The organism is Pseudomonas sp. FP1740 (assembly GCF_030687165.1).
Classification (GTDB): Bacteria; Pseudomonadota; Gammaproteobacteria; order Pseudomonadales; family Pseudomonadaceae; genus Aquipseudomonas.
In genome coordinates, this window is sequence record NZ_CP117461.1 from 840926 (window position 1) to 858148 (window position 17223).

Annotated in this window: 15 protein-coding genes; 7 read left to right on the forward strand and 8 right to left on the reverse strand. The window is 59.2% G+C overall.

Going from position 1 to position 17223, the window contains the following annotated elements; genetic code table 11:
• Positions 1 to 13 precede the first annotated feature (13 nt).
• From PSH69_RS03635 to PSH69_RS03655, 5 genes are all read right to left on the reverse strand, one after another.
• The gene (locus tag PSH69_RS03635) at positions 14 to 2824 is read right to left on the reverse strand and encodes an FAD-binding and (Fe-S)-binding domain-containing protein (protein WP_305411086.1); all 2811 of its coding nucleotides are present in this window, start codon (positions 2822 to 2824) and stop codon (positions 14 to 16) included.
• A complete protein-coding gene (locus PSH69_RS03640) occupies positions 2821 to 3492 on the reverse strand; it encodes a lactate utilization protein (RefSeq protein WP_018929465.1) in 672 nt (223 codons plus the stop codon). Before PSH69_RS03640 ends, PSH69_RS03635 begins: the two co-directional genes overlap by 4 nt.
• Entirely contained in the window at positions 3492 to 4946 is a 1455-nt protein-coding gene (locus tag PSH69_RS03645) for a LutB/LldF family L-lactate oxidation iron-sulfur protein (protein WP_019651062.1), read from the reverse strand. The genes PSH69_RS03640 and PSH69_RS03645 overlap by 1 nt, the downstream gene beginning before the upstream one ends.
• The gene (locus PSH69_RS03650; protein WP_018929467.1) at positions 4943 to 5767 is read right to left on the reverse strand and encodes a (Fe-S)-binding protein; all 825 of its coding nucleotides are present in this window, start codon (positions 5765 to 5767) and stop codon (positions 4943 to 4945) included. Before PSH69_RS03650 ends, PSH69_RS03645 begins: the two co-directional genes overlap by 4 nt.
• A gap of 151 nt (positions 5768 to 5918) precedes the next feature.
• Positions 5919 to 7610, reverse strand: coding sequence for a lactate permease LctP family transporter (locus PSH69_RS03655; protein ID WP_305411087.1), 1692 nt, complete (start codon positions 7608 to 7610; stop codon positions 5919 to 5921).
• Positions 7611 to 7872: 262 nt separating this feature from the next.
• Between PSH69_RS03655 and PSH69_RS03660 the strand changes: the two genes are divergently transcribed.
• A complete protein-coding gene (locus tag PSH69_RS03660; protein ID WP_305411088.1) occupies positions 7873 to 8640 on the forward strand; it encodes an FCD domain-containing protein in 768 nt (255 codons plus the stop codon).
• A 147-nt stretch (positions 8641 to 8787) separates the two neighbouring features.
• Here the strand turns inward: PSH69_RS03660 and smpB are convergent, their stop codons facing one another.
• Positions 8788 to 9270 carry an SsrA-binding protein SmpB gene (gene smpB, locus PSH69_RS03665; protein WP_008029800.1) on the reverse strand — a complete coding sequence of 161 codons (483 nt, stop codon included), beginning with the start codon at positions 9268 to 9270 and terminating at the stop codon, positions 8788 to 8790.
• A gap of 118 nt (positions 9271 to 9388) precedes the next feature.
• Here smpB and PSH69_RS03670 point away from each other — a divergent pair, with 118 nt between their 5' ends.
• The 3 genes from PSH69_RS03670 to PSH69_RS03680 are packed head-to-tail and all read left to right on the forward strand — an operon-like array spanning position 9389 to position 11541.
• Positions 9389 to 10792 (forward strand): sodium-dependent transporter, encoded by a 1404-nt coding sequence (locus PSH69_RS03670; RefSeq protein ID WP_305411089.1) that lies wholly within the window; start codon positions 9389 to 9391, stop codon positions 10790 to 10792.
• A gap of 7 nt (positions 10793 to 10799) precedes the next feature.
• Entirely contained in the window at positions 10800 to 11234 is a 435-nt protein-coding gene (locus PSH69_RS03675) for a type II toxin-antitoxin system RatA family toxin (RefSeq protein ID WP_007933502.1), read from the forward strand.
• The gene (locus PSH69_RS03680) at positions 11227 to 11541 is read left to right on the forward strand and encodes an RnfH family protein (RefSeq protein ID WP_305411090.1); all 315 of its coding nucleotides are present in this window, start codon (positions 11227 to 11229) and stop codon (positions 11539 to 11541) included. The genes PSH69_RS03675 and PSH69_RS03680 overlap by 8 nt, the downstream gene beginning before the upstream one ends.
• 61 nt (positions 11542 to 11602) lie before the next feature.
• Here PSH69_RS03680 and PSH69_RS03685 read toward each other — a convergent pair whose 3' ends face one another.
• Positions 11603 to 12130, reverse strand: a complete 528-nt coding sequence (locus PSH69_RS03685; protein WP_018929473.1) for an outer membrane protein assembly factor BamE — start codon at positions 12128 to 12130, stop codon at positions 11603 to 11605.
• 97 nt (positions 12131 to 12227) lie between these two features.
• On the opposite strand from PSH69_RS03685, the gene fur reads away from it, so the two are divergent.
• Entirely contained in the window at positions 12228 to 12632 is a 405-nt protein-coding gene (gene fur / locus PSH69_RS03690) for a ferric iron uptake transcriptional regulator (RefSeq protein WP_003197684.1), read from the forward strand.
• Between the two features lie 75 nt (positions 12633 to 12707).
• On the opposite strand, the gene recN is transcribed toward fur, so the two are convergent.
• A complete protein-coding gene (recN, locus tag PSH69_RS03695) occupies positions 12708 to 14381 on the reverse strand; it encodes a DNA repair protein RecN (protein ID WP_305411091.1) in 1674 nt (557 codons plus the stop codon).
• 241 nt (positions 14382 to 14622) lie between these two features.
• Between recN and grpE the strand changes: the two genes are divergently transcribed.
• Together grpE and dnaK are read left to right on the forward strand one after the other, a co-directional pair.
• Positions 14623 to 15189, forward strand: coding sequence for a nucleotide exchange factor GrpE (grpE, locus tag PSH69_RS03700; RefSeq protein WP_305411092.1), 567 nt, complete (start codon positions 14623 to 14625; stop codon positions 15187 to 15189).
• Between the two features lie 102 nt (positions 15190 to 15291).
• A complete protein-coding gene (gene dnaK / locus PSH69_RS03705; RefSeq protein ID WP_305411093.1) occupies positions 15292 to 17208 on the forward strand; it encodes a molecular chaperone DnaK in 1917 nt (638 codons plus the stop codon).
• Positions 17209 to 17223 lie beyond the last annotated feature (15 nt).

A 17223-nucleotide genomic window follows, 5' to 3' on the forward strand; every position in this document is an offset into this window, starting at 1 on the left:
TTGTGTTTCGGTGTCAGACCGCTCTAGCCTGGGTCACCCGATCCACCAGATAGACCAGCCCGTGGTAGTCAATTCCACCGTGTTGCGTCAGACCGATCTCACAAGTGCGGCTGGTGGAAATCCCTTCGCTGCATTGCTGTACCGCGTCTTTCAGCGTGCGTAACGAATGGGCGTTCAATTCCGGCGTGGTGAAGCCTTTGTCGCCAGCAAAACCACAGCAGTGAATGCCTTCCGGAATGACTACGTTGTTACTGCACTTACGCGCCAGATCGATCAACGCCTGGCTTTCGCCAAGATGTTGCGTGCTGCACGTGACGTGCACCGCGATCGGCGCTTCCTGCGGGGTGAAGTCCAGTCGGTCCATCAAATGCGTACGAATGAAACGCACCGGGTCGTACAGGTCCAGTCGCACGTCGCCCAGGTCCTGAACCAGCCGCAGCGTGCAGGGGCTGGTGTCGCAGTAGATCGGGTCGAGCCCGCCACGGCTGGCGTGCAGCAGCGCGCCGATCAGCTCCTGGCGTTTGTGTTCGGCCTGTTCGGCATAGCCCTTGGAGGCGAATGGCTGACCACAGCAGAGGTTGTCCTGATTGTCTGGAAAGACGACCTGGTAGCCGGCTTTTTCCAGCAGGCCACGGGTTTTGTCGTACAGCGACATTTGCTCTTTATCGCCCGCCGCCGGGCCCATGACCCGCGACACGCAGGCCGCGAGGTACACCACCCGAGGGCGTCCGTCCGACACGCTCGGGCTGAAGCGAATGGCCTTTTCCGGTTGTGGCATGGCGTTGGTCCATTGCGGAACCTGGCCTTTGGACAAGCGGGTCAATGTTGCCGAAAGCTTCGCCAAACGTGGTGCCCCCAGCAGCATTCGTGCACCGTTGGCGACGTGCAGGGTGAAGCGCGCGCCTTGTAACGCAGTGGCGAAATTGCCTTCAATCCAGTTGGCGGTTTTCGTATGGCTCGCGTTACGGCTCCGGAGCTTTTTCACCAGCTCGCCGGTGTTGATGCCTACAGGGCAACGTTGTGCACACAGGCCTGTGGCGGCGCAGGTATCGATGCCCTGATATTCGTAGGCCTGTTCCAGTTCGGCGGTGTCTATGCCGGCGCGCTTCTTCGCCTGGATGTCACGCCAGATTACGATGCGCTGGCGTGGGCTCAACGTCAGGCCTTTCGACGGGCACACCGGTTCGCAGAAACCGCACTCGATGCACTTATCCACAATCTCATCGGCAGCGGGCAGCGGCTTCAGGTGTTTGAGGTGGATCTGCGGATCGTCGCTGAGCACCACGTCCGGGTTGAGGATGCCGTTGGGGTCGAGCAGGCGTTTGAGCTGCCACATCAACTGGTAGGCGTCGCTGCCCCATTCCAGTTCGACGAAGGGCGCCATGTTGCGACCGGTGCCGTGTTCGGCCTTCAGCGAACCGCCGAACTCCACGGCCACCAACTGCGCTACGTCGTCCATGAACGCCTGGTAACGTGCGACTTCTTCCGCGCTGTTGAAGCCTTGGGTGAAGACGAAGTGCAGATTGCCTTCCAGGGCGTGTCCGAAAAGGATCGCTTCGTCGTAGTGATGTTTGTCGAACAGCTCGATCAAGCGGTTCACGCCGATGGCCAGTTGTTCCACCGGGAAGGTCACGTCTTCGATGATCACCGTGGTGCCGGTTTTGCGCACCGCGCCGACGGCGGGGAAGGTGTCCTTGCGGATCGCCCAGAGCCGGGCGTTTTCCACCGGTTCTTCGGTGAAGTCGACTTGTTTTTCCACTGGGAAGTCGGTCAGCGACGCCATGATCTGCGCCAGTTGTTCCTGCAGTAATGTGGAAGAGGCAGCGCGGGATTCGATCAGCAGAGCGCAAGCATTAGACGACAGTTGTTGTACGAAAGCCGGCATGCCGGGTTTGTCCTGCACTGAGCGCAGGCTGCGACGGTCCAGCAGTTCCACGGCCGACACCGGTTGGCTTTTCAGGACGGTGACGGCGTTGCAGCAGGTTTCCACGTCCGGGAACACGATCAGCGCCGACGCCTTGTTCGGGTGGTCGATCACTGTGTCGTAGGTCACCGCGCTGATAAACCCGAGCGTGCCTTCGGAACCCACCAGCAAGTGGCTCAAGATATCCACAGGCTCGTCGAAATCCACCAGGGCATTGAGTGACAGCCCGGTGGTATTTTTCAGACGGTATTTGTGGCGAATTTTCGCAGCCAGTTCGGCATTGGCGCGGGTCTCGCGGCCCAGCGCCGCCAGACGTTCAAGCAGTTCGGCATGGCTCTCCCGGAACTCGGCCACACTGGCGGCGTCTTCGGTATCGAGACGGCTGCCATCGGCCAGCACCAGACGAATGCCGGCCAGGGTGTGATAGGTATTTTGCGCTGTGCCGCAGCACATGCCACTGGCATTGTTGGCGACGATGCCGCCGATTTTACAGGCATTGATCGACGCCGGATCCGGACCGATCTTGCGGCCGAACGGTGCCAGCCAGGCGTTGGCCTGGGCGCCGATCACGCCCGGTTGCAGGCGGATTTGCGTGCCCTGGCCACGGATCTCGCGACCGTTCCAGTTATCCCCCAGCACGATCAGCACCGAGTCACTGATGGCCTGGCCAGACAGGCTGGTGCCGGCGGCGCGGAAGGTCACCGGGACGTGGTCCCGTTGCGCCAGTTTGAGCAGCGCCACCACTTCATCTTCGGACTCGACGCGGATCACCAGTTTTGGAATCAGCCGGTAGAAACTGGCGTCGGTGCCGAAGGCCAGGGTCGATAGCGGGTCGTCGAAACGTCGTGCTTCAGGAATCAGTTGCTGCGCATCGCGCAGAAAAGCCGCCGGTAGACTCATTGGTCCTCCAGGATCAGCACCACCAGATCTTTCGGGCCGTGGGCTCCGTAAGCCAGCACTTGCTCGATATCGGCAGTCTTCGACGGGCCGGACACCAGCAAGGCGTTGGTCGGCATGCCTTGGGCCCATTCGAATTCCTGTTGCACCTGATAGAAGTTGTCGCGGATTTCACTGGCCTTGAGCAGGGCAAAATGCACTGGCGGCACCAGGCTCATCAAGCGCGGTTCTTCCCGCGTCGGCCAGAGAATCAGGCTGCCGGTCGCGGCGATCGCGCCGAGGGTGGTGGTCAGGCTGGCCGGGGTGTCGTTGAACAACTCGGCTTTCCATTCCTCGACCGGGCGGTTGTAGGCTTTGAGCGCTGGCAGGCCAGGATTTTTCGCCCAATGCTCGGTGATGCGTTGCCCGTGGGGCGTCGTCGGCGCAATCAGCAGGCTCGGCAACTGGCGATCCCGCAGCAGTTGCGCGAGCAATTCGGGCCAGCCTTCTCTGGACGTCAGATGGATTTCGGTATGCACCGCTTCCATCAGTTTGCGCAGTTGCGAAATGCGTTGTTCCGGCGTGTAGGTGTAAGGCTCGGTCACCAGTTCGACATCGAAGTTGTCAGCCACCGGCGTGGTGCCCGTCAGACTGTTGCGCAATTTGGCGAGGATATTTTGCTTGGCGCTCATCAACGGTCCCCCTGTTTGGCCAGATGCTCGCGGGCCATGTCATGCAGTGAGCGGGCCGCGGGTTTCGGTGCGCTGTGGTTCTGGGTCCATGGGCCGACGTTGCTCGGCGTCAGCGCTCGCAGGCGAGTGGCGAAGAAGCCGAACAGGCGATAAAGCGTTGGCGAACTGTTGAGCCTGGCCCAGGCGTTCCAGATAAATCGTTCTTTGCGCGAATACTTGCTGCCCTGACCGCGCATCACTTGATGTGGGCTGTCCGGCGCTTTGACGTTTTCTTCCCGCAGGCGACGCAGCAATGCAGGAATCGGAATTTTTACCGGGCAGACTTCACCGCAGGCGCCGCATAACGACGAGGCACTCGGGTGGTCGGGGACTTTTGCCAGGCCGACCATGTGCGGGGTAATGATTTTTCCGATAGGCCCAGGGTAAACCTCTCCGTAGGCATGACCGCCGATTCGGGTGTAGACCGGGCAATGATTCATACAGGCGCCGCAGCGGATGCAGTTCAGGGTCTGGCGTAATTCGCTGTCGGCAAATGCCTGGCTGCGACCGTTGTCCAGCAGCACCAGGTGCACTTCCTGTGGGCCGTCGAGTTCATGTTCCTTGCGCGGGCCGGAGATCATGTTGACGTAGGTGGTGATCGGGATGCCCAGGGCCGAGCGGGTCAGCAGCGACAGGAGTGGAACCACGTCGCGCAGGTTTTCCACGACTTTTTCGATGCCGGTGACGGCGATGTGCACCGGCGGCACCGTGGTGGTCATCCGCCCGTTGCCTTCGTTTTCCACCAGCAGCAAGGTGCCGGTTTCGGCCACGGCGAAGTTGACACCGGAGACGCCGATGTCGGCTTCGAAGAATTTCTGCCGCAAGACCTTGCGACCGATCTGAATGAGTTGGTCAACGTCCTTGGTGTACTCCACGCCAAGTTTGTCGTGGAACAAGGACGCGACCTGACCGGCATTCTTGTGGATCGCCGGCATAATGATGTGTGAAGGCTTCTCGTGGTCGAGCTGGACGATGTATTCACCCATGTCCGACTCCAGGCATTCAATGCCTTGAGCCTCGAGGACATGGTTCATCTCCATCTCTTCGCTGACCATCGATTTGCCCTTGATCACTTGCCGCCCCTCGTGAGCGCGGATGATCGACAAGACGATGCCATTGGCTTCGTCCACCGTTTCCGCCCAGTGCACTGTCACACCGTTGCGGGTCAGGTTCTGTTCAAGCTGCTCGAGGAGGTCGGGCAGCTTGGATAATGCACGGGCGCGGACCGCATTGCCCAGCGCTCGCAAATGTTCTCTTTCATGGGCATCGCTGAAGGACGCTGCCCGTTTGTTCATCAGTGAATCCATCGCGCTGCGAAAGTTGTTTCGCAATTGCGTGTCAGCCAAAGCCTTGTGAGCCCGGCTGCGAAAATCTTCTTCTACGGCAACCGTAGGAATAATCGTGGAGCTGCTCATCGGGCACCTCCGGTACGCTGCCAAAGGAAGCTGGCCAGATGCTGACCGCGCAACGCTTCCTGCTGTTTCTCCAACGAGCCGTTGATGTTCATCAGGCAGCCGCAGTCGGCACTGAGTACCTTGTGCGCGCCGGATTCCTTCAACGCACGGGTCTTGTCAGCCACCATCGCACCGGAAATATCCGGCATACGGACGCTGAAAGTCCCACCAAAGCCACAGCATTCACTTTCGTGGCTGTGGTCGACTCGCTCCACGTTGCTCAGCTGCGCCAGCAACTCGCGGCCATGCAGGTGGGTGTTCATTTCACGGCGTGCCGAGCACGACGTGTGCAACGCCACTTTCACCGGTTCGCCGCTGTCCTTGAGCTGCACCTTGCAGACAAACAGCAGGAACTCGGCGAGTTCGTAAGTCCGTGCCGCGAGGGCCTGAACCTGTTTCAGCGTTTGCGGCTCGTCCTTGAACAGGTCGGCATAGTGTTCGCGCAACATGCCCGCGCAAGAACCCGACGGCACCACCACCGGATAGTCCCCGGCAAACAACGCCAGTTGCGAGCGCGCCACGGTCCGGGCCTGCTCGGTGTAACCCGAGGTGTAGGCCGGTTGCCCGCAGCAGCTTTGCCCTTGCGGGTATTCGACACGAATGCCCTCGCGTTCCAGCAGGTGGATCGCGTCCATCCCGGCTTCGGGGTAGAACAGATCCACCACGCAGGTTCCGAACAGGTACACCCGTGACGGTTTTTCGCTGGGGTATTGCCGAGGTTCGGGCAGTGGCGGGGCGACGCGGGTCGCGTTCGGCACAGCGTTGTAAAAAAGCTCGCTCATCAGGCGTGTCTCCGGGTGGTCCCGGTTATCCGTCCGCTGAGGCTGCTGAATATAGAGAGAGAAGCTTTCAGCAGCCTTGCAGACCCGGTTGTGAATAGCTGACGCCGGGGCTGTAGCCCGGCGTCGGTTTTTTCCGTGTGGCGTGTAGTGCTTAGTGCACCAGCATGCCGGTGAACCAGTAGGCCTGAGCCAAAGTGATCAGGCCGACAATCGTTGCAAAGAATAGGCTGTGCTTGAGGGTGAAGCGGAACAGATCCGATTCTTTGCCCACCAGCCCGGTCGCGGCGCAGGCCACGGCGATCGATTGCGGTGAAATCATCTTGCCGGTCACTCCGCCGCTGGTGTTCGCCGCCACCAACAGGGTGTCGTTGACGCCGATCTGGTGCGCGGTGGTCGCTTGCAGCGAACTGAACAGCGCGTTGGACGAGGTATCGGAGCCGGTCAGGAACACACCGAGCCAGCCGAGGAATGGCGAGAAGAACGGGAACGCCGCGCCGGTGCCTGCCAATACCAGAGCCATGGTCGACGACATGCCCGAGTAGTTGGTGACGAAGGCGAAGGCCAGCACCATGCCGATGGACAAAATCGGCCAGCGCAGTTCGTAGAACGTCTCCTTTAAAGTGGTCAGACCAGTTTTAATGTTGACCTTCAGCACCAGCATCGAGATCAACGCGGAGAAGAAAATCGCCGTGCCGGTCGCGGAAACCGGATCGAGTTTGAACACCGCAGGAATCGCTGTCGGGTTGGTCACGATCGGGGCGACCTTGATCACCATTTGATCCAGGTGCGGGATCGCGAAGTTGAACACCCAGCCATACATCGAGCCGCCGGCGGCAAACATCGCCTTGAACGGTTTCAGCGTCCAGATGGTGACCAATACGGTGAGGATCAGGAACGGCGACCAGGCTTTGAAAATTTCCCCCAGGCTGTAGGGCGAAGCCACGGTGGTGCGCGGTTGGCCGAAACCACCGGCGCTAGCCACCACGGACGCCGAGACGGCACCGACGATGTGCGCGCCCGCAGCGCGTTTTGGCTGCCAGATTTTCAGGAACAGTGTCAGGGAAATCAGGCTGACCAGCGCCGAGGTGATGTCCGGCAGTTCCGGGCCAATGAAGTTCGAGGTGAAGTATTGGGTGATGGCAAAGCTCAAACCGGCCACCAGCGCAGCTGGCCAGGTTTCGCGAACGCCGCGCAGGCCATCCATCATGAACACCAGCCAGAACGGCACGAACAGCGACAGTAATGGCAGCTGGCGACCGGTCATGGCGCCGATCTTGAACGCGTCGATACCGGTCACTTGCCCGGCGACGATGATCGGAATCCCCAGTGCGCCAAAAGCCACCGGCGCGGTATTGGCGATCAGGCACAGGCCGGCGGCGTACAACGGGTTGAAGCCCAGCCCTACCAGCAGCGCGGCGGTAATCGCTACCGGTGCGCCGAAACCGGCGGCACCTTCCAGGAACGCGCCGAAGCAGAAGCCGATCAGCAGCACTTGCAGGCGCTGGTCATCGGTAATCGACAGCACCGAGCTGCGGATCACTTCGAACTGGCCACTCTTGACCGTCAGTTTGTAGAGGAACACCGCTGCCACGATGATCCACGCAATCGGCCACAGCCCGTAGGCGAAGCCATATCCGGCGGCGGCGAAAGCCATATCGACCGGCATCTGGAAGGCGAAGATTGCCACGGCAATGGACAACGCCAGGGTGATGCTGCCGGCCACGTGGCCTTTGAGGCGGAACACGGCCAAAGCCAGGAAGAAAAATACGATGGGAATGACGGCCGCGAGTGCGGACACGCCGAGACTGCCGAGCGGGCTGTAGAGCTGTTGCCAGGTTTGCATATGGGGTGGCCCCTAATTGTTGTTGGTCAGGCACTGGTCAGCGTTCTTGGTTAATTGGTAAGACCAATTTACAATCGCTGTTGGCTAGGGTAAAAGCCTTGGAGGCGGTGTGTCAATTTGCCGCCCTAAAACTTTTGTCGAATGAGCGGTGCAGAACGCATCTGATCCGTTCGATCAAGCGTCGTCTGGTAGGTGCTGGCGCAGCGCCAATAGGCCAGAATAGAGAGCCCGGCGAACCGCCGGGATCGTGGAGAATTGAGTGATGGGGTTTGATCAGATTCGGCAGCGCCGTTTGTCTGACGATATTGTCGAGCAACTCGAGGGGATGATTCTCGAGGGCACCTTGAAGGCTGGCGAACGCCTGCCGGCAGAGCGTGCATTGGCCGAGCAGTTCGGCGTGTCACGCCCTTCGTTGCGCGAAGCGATACAAAAACTGACGGCCAAAGGGCTGCTGGTCAGCCGTCAGGGCGGCGGCAACTATGTGGTGGAATCCCTGGGTTCGACGTTCAGCGATCCACTGCTGCATCTACTGGAAAGTAACCCCGAGGCCCAGCGCGATTTGCTGGAATTTCGCCATACCCTGGAAGCATCCTGCGCTTACTACGCGGCGCTGCGCGCCACCGATGTGGATCGCGAGCGGCTGACGGCGGCGTTCGACACGTTGCAGGACTGCTATTCGCGCCATGACGAAGTGAGCCGGGCGGAAGAGGGCGCGGCGGACGCAAATTTTCACTTGGCGATTGCCGAGGCCAGTCATAACGCGGTGTTGCTGCACACCATTCGCGGGCTGTTCGATCTGCTCAAGCGCAACGTGGTGACCAACATTGGCGGCATGTACAAACAGCGCGTCGAAACCCGTGACATGCTGATTGCGCAGCACCGGGAGTTGTACCAGGCGATTATTGAGGGGCGAGCGGAAGAGGCGCGAGAAGTTTCCAGTCGGCACATTTTGTATGTGCAGGAAGTGTTGGAAGAGGTGCGTCAGGAAGTGCAGCGCATGGCTCGGGCGGAGCGGCGCAAGGGGATGTAGTGACAGGCGATTCAGTGTGGTGAGGGAGCTTGCTCCCGTTCGGCTGCACAGCAGTCGCCAGCAGGCTTGATGCCGCCAAACCAGGGGGCGCTTCGCGCCCCGTCGGGAGCAAGCTCCCTCGCCACTATGCCGCGGTCTGGCGGAGAACTACTCTTCCTTGCCCTTGTTCCGCACCGCACGCTGCAATTCACGGCCGGCGTCGCGTTCGCGTTCGGTATCACGCTTGTCGTATTCCTTCTTGCCCTTGCCCAGAGCAATCTCGCACTTGACCATGTGCTTGCTCCAGTACCAGGACAGGCATACGCAGGCGTAACCTTTTTGCTGCACGGCAGCGGCCAGCTTCTCCAGCTCGCGCCGATTGAGCAGCAATTTTCGGGTGCGGGTCGGATCAGCGATAACGTGGGTGCTGGCCGTCGTCAGAGGCGTAATGTGGCTGCCGAGCAGCCAGGCTTCGCCATCTTTGAGCAGTACGTAACTGTCAACCAGTTGCAGCTTGCTTGCCCGCAGACTTTTTACTTCCCAGCCGGCCAGGACCAGACCAGCCTCGAACCGATGTTCGATGAAGTAATCGTGTCGCGCCTTTTTATTTTGCGCGATGGTCCCTGTTGGGTGTTTCTTCTGTTTAGCCATAGGGGCGGCATTATAGGGAGTTGCGCGCAAGTCGGCTACGGTGACGCTACGTGCTTGAGCAGGTTGATTGAATCCCGGACAATGCGGCCTCTTTTTTGAACGCTTGGGCGTGATAACGATGTCGACAGACAAGGTTTCTGTCCACGGCAGTTGGGCTAGCCGCTGGGTCTTCATACTCGCCGCGACCGGTTCGGCCGTGGGTTTGGGGAGTATCTGGAAATTCCCTTATATGGTTGGCGTTTATGGCGGCGGGGCCTTCGTGCTGATGTTCCTGGCCTGCATCGCGCTGATCGGTATGCCCGTCATGCTGGCCGAAACCCTGATCGGCCGGCGCGCGCGGCAGAGCCCGGCCAATGCCTTGAAGGTCTTGGCGCTGGACGCGGGGCATTCGGCGAAGTGGTCCTGGGGCGCCTTTGCCGGGATGATCACGGCGTTGCTGATTCTGTCTTTCTATAGTGTGGTTGGCGGTTGGTCGCTGGATTACATCATCGACATGGGCCGTGGCGACTTTCGGGGCGTGACGGCTGATCAGGTCGGCGCATACTTCGGTAATGTGATCGCCGACCCATGGCGCCTGACACTTTGGCACACGATTTTCCTGCTGTTGTCGGCAGTGGTGATCGCCAAGGGAGTGGTCGCCGGGCTGGAGCGCAGCCTGCGGATCATGATGCCGTTGCTGTTCGTTATGGTGATTGTCCTGCTGGGTTACAGCATGACCACCGGCCACTTCATGGAGGGCGTGCATTTCATGTTCGACTTCCACCCGGACAAGGTGCTTGATGGCTTGCTGCCGGCCATGGGGCACGCGTTCTTCTCCCTGAGCGTGGGTGTCGGCTCGATCATGATCTACGGCGCCTACATGCCGAAGCACTCCTCGATTTCCGGAACCGTCGTCGGTGTGGCGTTGCTCGACACCTTCGTTTCGCTGTTGGCCGGTCTGGCATTGTTTCCGATTGTGTTCGCTGCCGGCCTGAACCCGAGCGAAGGCCCAGGCCTGATGTTCGTCAGCCTGCCATTCGCCTTCGGTAACGTAGCGTTCGGCCAGTTGATGGGCGTAGTGTTCTTCGTACTCGTGGCGATTGCGGCCTGGAGTTCGGCGATTTCCCTGCTCGAACCGATGGTGGCTTACCTGGTTGAGCGCACGAAAATCAGCCGCGCCTGGGTCACCTTCTGGCTGGCATTCACCTGCTGGTTCGTCGGCCTGGGTACCGTGTTTTCTTTCAATATCTGGAAGGAAGCCAAGTTTTTCGTGAACGAAGGCGGGATGTTCCATCTCTACCAATGGGGGGCAGCCGGTGGCCTGGACTTCTTTGGTGTGATCGACTTCTTCACCTCGCGGATCATGTTGCCACTCGGTGGTTTGTGTTTCGTGGTGTTTGCGGGCTGGGTGATGGGGCGTGAAGCGGTGCGCGACGAGTTGTCGATCCGTAGCCCGGTATTGTTCGCCCTGTCCCTGTTTTTGATGCGCTATGTGGCGCCCATCGGCATTCTTGTAGTGTTTGCCGCACAGCTGTGGAAGTAACGCTGACATGACGACACACATTCAACGTTCGGCCCTGCTGCCGTATCCGGCGCAAGCGCTTTACGACCTGGTCAACGACGTGGCCCGCTATCCGGAATTCCTGCCGTGGTGCTCATCGACCGAAATTCTGGAAAGTTCTCCTGAGTTCATGCGCGCCAGCGTCGGCGTGGCCAAGGGCGGGCTTAGTCAGCATTTCGTAACGCGTAATACCCTGGTGCCCGGGCGTTCGATCGAAATGAACCTCGAGGAAGGTCCGTTCAGCCAGTTGCACGGCGTCTGGGTGTTCAAACCGTTGGGCGAGAAGGCCTGCAAGATCAGTCTGGACCTGTCGTTCGACTACTCCGGGCCGCTGGTGCGTGCGACGTTGGGGCCTTTGTTTAATCAGGCGGCGAATACGTTGATGGACGCATTCTGCCAGCGTGCGAAGCAAATGCATGGTTGAGGCCGTGATCAAGGTCGAGGTGGTGTATGCCGCCGTTGATCGTCAGGTGCTGCTGAGCGTAACGGTGCCGGTGGGCGCGACGGTGCGGGATGCGTTGTTCAAATCGGGCCTGAATGGCGAATTCCCGGAACTTGATCTGGGCAGTTGTCCGGTCGGGATCTTTGGCAAAGTGATCGCTGATCCGGCCACTCGCCAGGTTCAGGAAGGCGATCGCATCGAGGTTTACCGGCGGTTGCTCGCCGATCCAAAAGAAGTTCGGCGGTTGCGTGCAGCCAAAGCGGCCGAGGCCAAAGCCCGGAATCAGTGATTCGATTAAACGCCAGACAATAAAAACCCCGGACATGCCGGGGTTTTTATTGCGTCGCAAATTATTGCGGCGAGGTTTCCAGCGGTTCTGGAGTCGGGACCGGGACAGTTTCTACGTTGTCCACGTCCTTCTGGATCTGGTCCAGCAACGAGCCTGGCTTGACCGGTTTTTCTGGCTTCGGCTTCTCGGCGTTTCCTGCCGGCGCGGTCACGGTAGTGCCGCTGTCCTTGCCGAGAATGGCCTCGTCGCGGCTCACGCCTGGCATGAAATCGCCAGAGAGGCTGACAAGTTGGTCATTTGGGTTGAAGATAACGCTAATGCGTTCCTGTTGGCGTTCACCGCCACCGGGTTGCAGGCTATACAGGTAATCCCAGCGATCGGCATGGAACGTGTCGGTCAACAGAGGGTTGCCCATGATAAACCGTACTTGCCGACGGGTCATTCCCGGGCGCAACTGGTCTATCATGTCCTGCGTGACGACATTGCCCTGCTGGATGTCGATTTTGTAAACCCCGGGGAATGAACAACCGGCGAGTGCGAGCAGTCCCACAAAGGTGAAACTGGTTAGCAAGAGCTTGGTGTTTTGCATCGGTGGGCGACTTCCACTATCTTGGCTGGGACAACGTAAACGCCGATCATACCCGCATTAAGAGAAGCTGCGAAGCAGCATCGCGAGAAAGCTGACCATGGTTGAAAATAGCGAACTACGCAAAGCCGGCCTCAAAGTGACCCTTCCACGGGTCAAAATTCTGCAAATGCTCGATTCCGCCGAGCAACGCCACATGAGTGCCGAGGACGTCTACAAAGCACTGATGGAGGCTGGTGAGGACGTCGGTCTGGCCACGGTTTACCGTGTTCTGACCCAGTTCGAGGCAGCTGGCCTTGTGGTGCGGCACAACTTCGACGGAGGCCATGCGGTCTTCGAACTGGACGACGGAAAGCATCACGACCATATGGTCAACGTCGAGACCAGTGAAGTGATCGAATTCTTCGACGAAGAAATCGAGCGGCTGCAGAAAGCAATCGTCGACAAGTATGGCTTCGAGATGGTCGATCACAATCTTGTACTGTACGTGCGCAAGAAAAAGTAAGCATGTCGCGCGAACTTCAGGTTCGCGAAACGAACGAAGGCGACCTCAGGGTCGCCTTCGTGCTTTCTGTCCTTCTTAGATTTTCGCGGTAACAACCATTTTCTTCGCGTGAGCCAGGGACTCCTTGGTGAGGTCGATGCCGCCGAGCATCCGTGCCACTTCTTCGACACGATCATTCTTGCTCAGCTTGGAGACGGCCGTGTGCGTGGCATCATCACCGCGGACTTTGTGCACAAATAGATGTTGATGCCCCTGCGCCGCCACTTGCGGCAAGTGCGTCACGGTCAGAACCTGCCCGCGCTCCCCGAGGCGTCGCAGCAACTGGCCGACAATCTCGGCGGTCGGGCCGCCAATGCCTACGTCCACTTCGTCGAACACCAGCGTCGGTACGCGGGAGGTCTGTGCGGTGATCACCTGAATCGCCAGGCTGATACGCGACAGCTCGCCCCCCGATGCCACTTTTGCCAGGGCTTTCAACGGTTGCCCTGGGTTGGCGCTCACCAGTAGTTCCACTTGTTCTAGCCCGTTGGGCAGCAGTTCGTCGCTGCTGTTGGGGCGCAGCTCGATGGTGAAGCGGCCACCGGGCATGCCCAGGCGCTGGATTTCCTGTTCCACGGCGCTGGCCAGGCTGCTCGACGCTTGATGGCGCAGGTCGCTCAATTCCCGGGCCTTCTCCTGATAATGACGGGCGTAGGAGGCCAGCTCATCGCCCAGTCGTTCGATGGATTCATCGTTGGCATTCAGGGTTTCGATTTCGTCGAGTAGCTTCTGTTGCATCTCGGCGACTTCGGTCGGCTGGATGCGGTGTTTGCGCGCCAGGGTGTAGATCGCATCGAGGCGTTCTTCCAGGTATTGAAGGCGTGCCGGGTCAGCGTCGAAATTGTCGAGAAAACGGTTCAATTCGCCCACGGCTTCTTCAACCTGAATCTGCGCGCTGGTCAGCAGGTTGCTGGCTTCACCCAGGGCGCCGATCGAATTGTTCACGCTCGATAGGCGATTGAGGCTGGCGGTCAATGCGTTCAATACATTGCCGGAATCACTTTCGCTGCATTGTTCGACCACTTGCCGACAAATGCCCAGCAGGGTTTCGGCGTTGGTCAGGTTCTTGTGTTCCTGCTCCAGTTGTTCCAGCTCGCTTTCGCCGAGGCCGAGGTTTTCCAGTTCTTCGAGTTGATAGCTGAGCAACTGATGACGAGCGCGCTGTTCGTCGCCGGAGTTGGAGAGGCGTTCCAGCTCCTGACGGGTCTGGCGCCAGCGTTGGGCGGCCAGTTGCACCTGGCGGGCAAGGTCCGTGGCGCCGGCGTACTCGTCGAGCAGGCGGCGATGTGTATCGGTTTTGAGCAGGGATTGGTGTTCGTGCTGGCTGTGGATGTCGATCAGCAACTCGCCCAGGGCCTTCAGGTCGCCGAGAGGGCAGGGGGTGCCATTGATATAGCCGCGCGAGCGCCCTTCAGCGGTGATCACGCGGCGCAGAATGCAGGGGCCGTCGTTCTCGAGGTCGCGTTCGGCCAGCCAGGCGCTGGCTTCAGGGATGTCGATCAGGTCGAAGGTGGCCAGGATGTCGGCCTTGTCGGCCCCCGGGCGGACTACGCCGCTATCGGCGCGATCGCCCAGGGTGAGGCCCAGGGCGTCGAGCATGATCGACTTGCCGGCGCCGGTTTCCCCTGTGATCACACTCATCCCGCGATCGAGTTCGAGATCGAGATGTTCAACGATGGCGTAGTTGTGTACGGACAGGTGCACCAGCATAAAGGCCGCTCCCAGGCTTTAGGTCTGGTTATTTATACAGTGTTTTGTTTCCGGCTGACAATGCCCCTGCTTAGGTCGATTTGCTTGCTTTAAAGAAATCCTTAGTGCGCCTGGGAATGACAATGCAGCTGTTTTTTGTAGGGTTAATCATCGGATAGCCCTTGAAGCTGGATTTTGCGACCCCATATACCGGGGCAGAAGCGTGAGTTGAGCTCGCGGACGATATTGGAAGGAGAAATCTATGGCTGACGAACAGACAGTGGATACGCAAAATCTAGACGCCAACCAGACCCCCGAGGCTTCGGGTGAAGACCTGGTGGCTCGTGTACAAGTGCTCGAAGAGCAATTGGCTGGTGCGCAGGATCAGGCTTTGCGTGTAGCCGCCGATCTGCAGAACGTCCGCCGTCGTGCCGATCAGGACGTTGAAAAGGCTCACAAGTTCGCCCTGGAAAAATTCGCAGGCGACCTGCTGCCGATCATCGACAGCCTGGAGCGTGGCCTGGAGCTGTCCAGCCCTGATGACGAAAACATTCGTTCGATGCGCGAAGGGATCGAGCTGACCCTGAAAATGTTCCAGGACACCCTGAAACGCTATCACCTGGAAGCGATCGATCCTGAAGGCGAGCCCTTCAATGCCCTGCATCATCAGGCAATGGCCATGCAGGAAAGCGCCGACGTCGAGCCAAACAGCGTGCTCAAAGTGTTTCAGAAGGGCTACCAGCTCCACGGTCGCCTGCTGCGCCCGGCCATGGTCGTGGTCAGCAAGGCACCTGCACCGGTTTCGCCTTCGATTGACGAGCAGGCTTGAAATTAGCCGCAAGGCCCCCATTTAGAAGTCAAGCGTTTAAGTGCTACCGCAGTCAGCCACCACTACTGCGGCATCCAAATCCAAAGTTTCGGGAGAGTGAACATGGGCAAAATTATCGGTATCGACCTGGGGACTACCAACTCCTGCGTCTCCGTGTTGGAAAACGGCAAGGCCAAAGTTATTGAAAACGCTGAAGGCGCGCGTACCACGCCGTCGATCATCGCTTATGCCAACGATGGCGAAATCCTGGTTGGCCAGTCGGCCAAGCGTCAGGCAGTGACCAATCCGCATAACACCCTGTACGCGGTGAAGCGTCTGATCGGTCGTCGTTTCGACGAAGAAGTCGTACAGAAAGACATCCAGATGGTCCCTTACAAGATCGTCAAGGCTGACAACAGCGACGCCTGGGTTGAAGTGAACGGCCAGAAAATGGCGCCGCCACAAATCTCGGCTGAAATCCTGAAGAAAATGAAGAAGACCGCCGAAGACTACCTCGGCGAGCCTGTGACCGAAGCGGTGATCACCGTTCCGGCCTACTTCAACGACAGCCAGCGTCAAGCCACCAAAGACGCCGGCCGCATCGCGGGCCTGGACGTAAAACGCATCATCAACGAACCAACCGCAGCCGCACTGGCCTACGGTATGGACAAGGCCAAGGGCGATCACACCGTGATCGTTTACGACCTGGGTGGCGGTACTTTCGACGTTTCCGTTATCGAAATCGCTGAAGTCGATGGCGAGCACCAGTTCGAAGTGTTGGCCACCAACGGTGACACCTTCCTGGGCGGTGAAGACTTTGACATTCGTCTGATCGACTACCTCGTCGACGAGTTCAAGAAAGAAAGCGGCATGAACCTCAAGGGTGACCCGCTGGCCATGCAGCGCCTGAAAGAAGCCGCCGAGAAAGCCAAGATCGAACTGTCCTCGAGCCAGTCGACCGACGTGAACCTGCCGTACATCACTGCAGACGCTACCGGTCCTAAGCACTTGAACGTGAAAATCTCCCGCGCCAAGCTCGAAGCGCTGGTGGAAGACCTGGTTCAGCGCACCATCGAACCTTGCCGCATCGCGATGAAAGACGCCGGTATCGATGTCAGCAAGATCGACGACGTGATTCTGGTCGGCGGTCAGACCCGTATGCCAATGGTGCAGAAAGCTGTTTCCGACTTCTTCGGTAAAGAAGCTCGTAAAGACGTTAACCCGGACGAAGCTGTTGCCATGGGTGCTGCGATCCAGGGCGCTGTATTGGCTGGCGACGTGAAAGACGTTCTGCTGCTCGACGTCAGCCCGCTGACCCTGGGTATCGAAACCATGGGTGGCGTGATGACCGCGCTGATCGAGAAAAACACCACGATTCCTACCAAGAAATCGCAAGTGTTCTCGACTGCTGACGACAACCAGAGCGCCGTGACCATTCACGTGCTGCAAGGTGAGCGTAAGCAAGCCGCACAGAACAAGTCCCTGGGCAAGTTCGACCTGGCCGAGATTCCGCCGGCTCCACGTGGCGTGCCACAAATCGAAGTGACCTTCGACATCGACGCCAACGGCATTCTGCACGTAGGCGCCAAAGACAAGGCTACCGGCAAGACTCAGTCGATCGTGATCAAGGCCAACTCCGGTCTGTCCGAGGACGAAATTCAGCAGATGGTTCGCGACGCTGAACTGAATGCCGAAGAAGACCGCAAGTTCGAAGAGCTGGCGAGCGCTCGTAACCAGGGCGACGCACTGGTTCACTCGACTCGCAAAATGGTCGCTGATGCTGGCGACAAGGTGAGCGCTGAAGAGAAGACTGCAATCGAGGCGGCAGTAGTTGCCCTGGAAGCCGCTGTTAAAGGCGACGACAAGGCTGCGATCGAAGCCAAGGTTGAAGAGCTGTCCAAGGTCTCCGCGCCAGTGGCTCAGAAAATGTACGCCGAGCAGGCTCAGCCAGCTGAAGGCGCGGCACCGAAGGGTGAATCGGCTGAAAAGGCTGACGACGTTGTCGATGCCGAGTTCGAAGAAGTCAAAGACCACAAGTAAGTTGTTGGTCGCCCG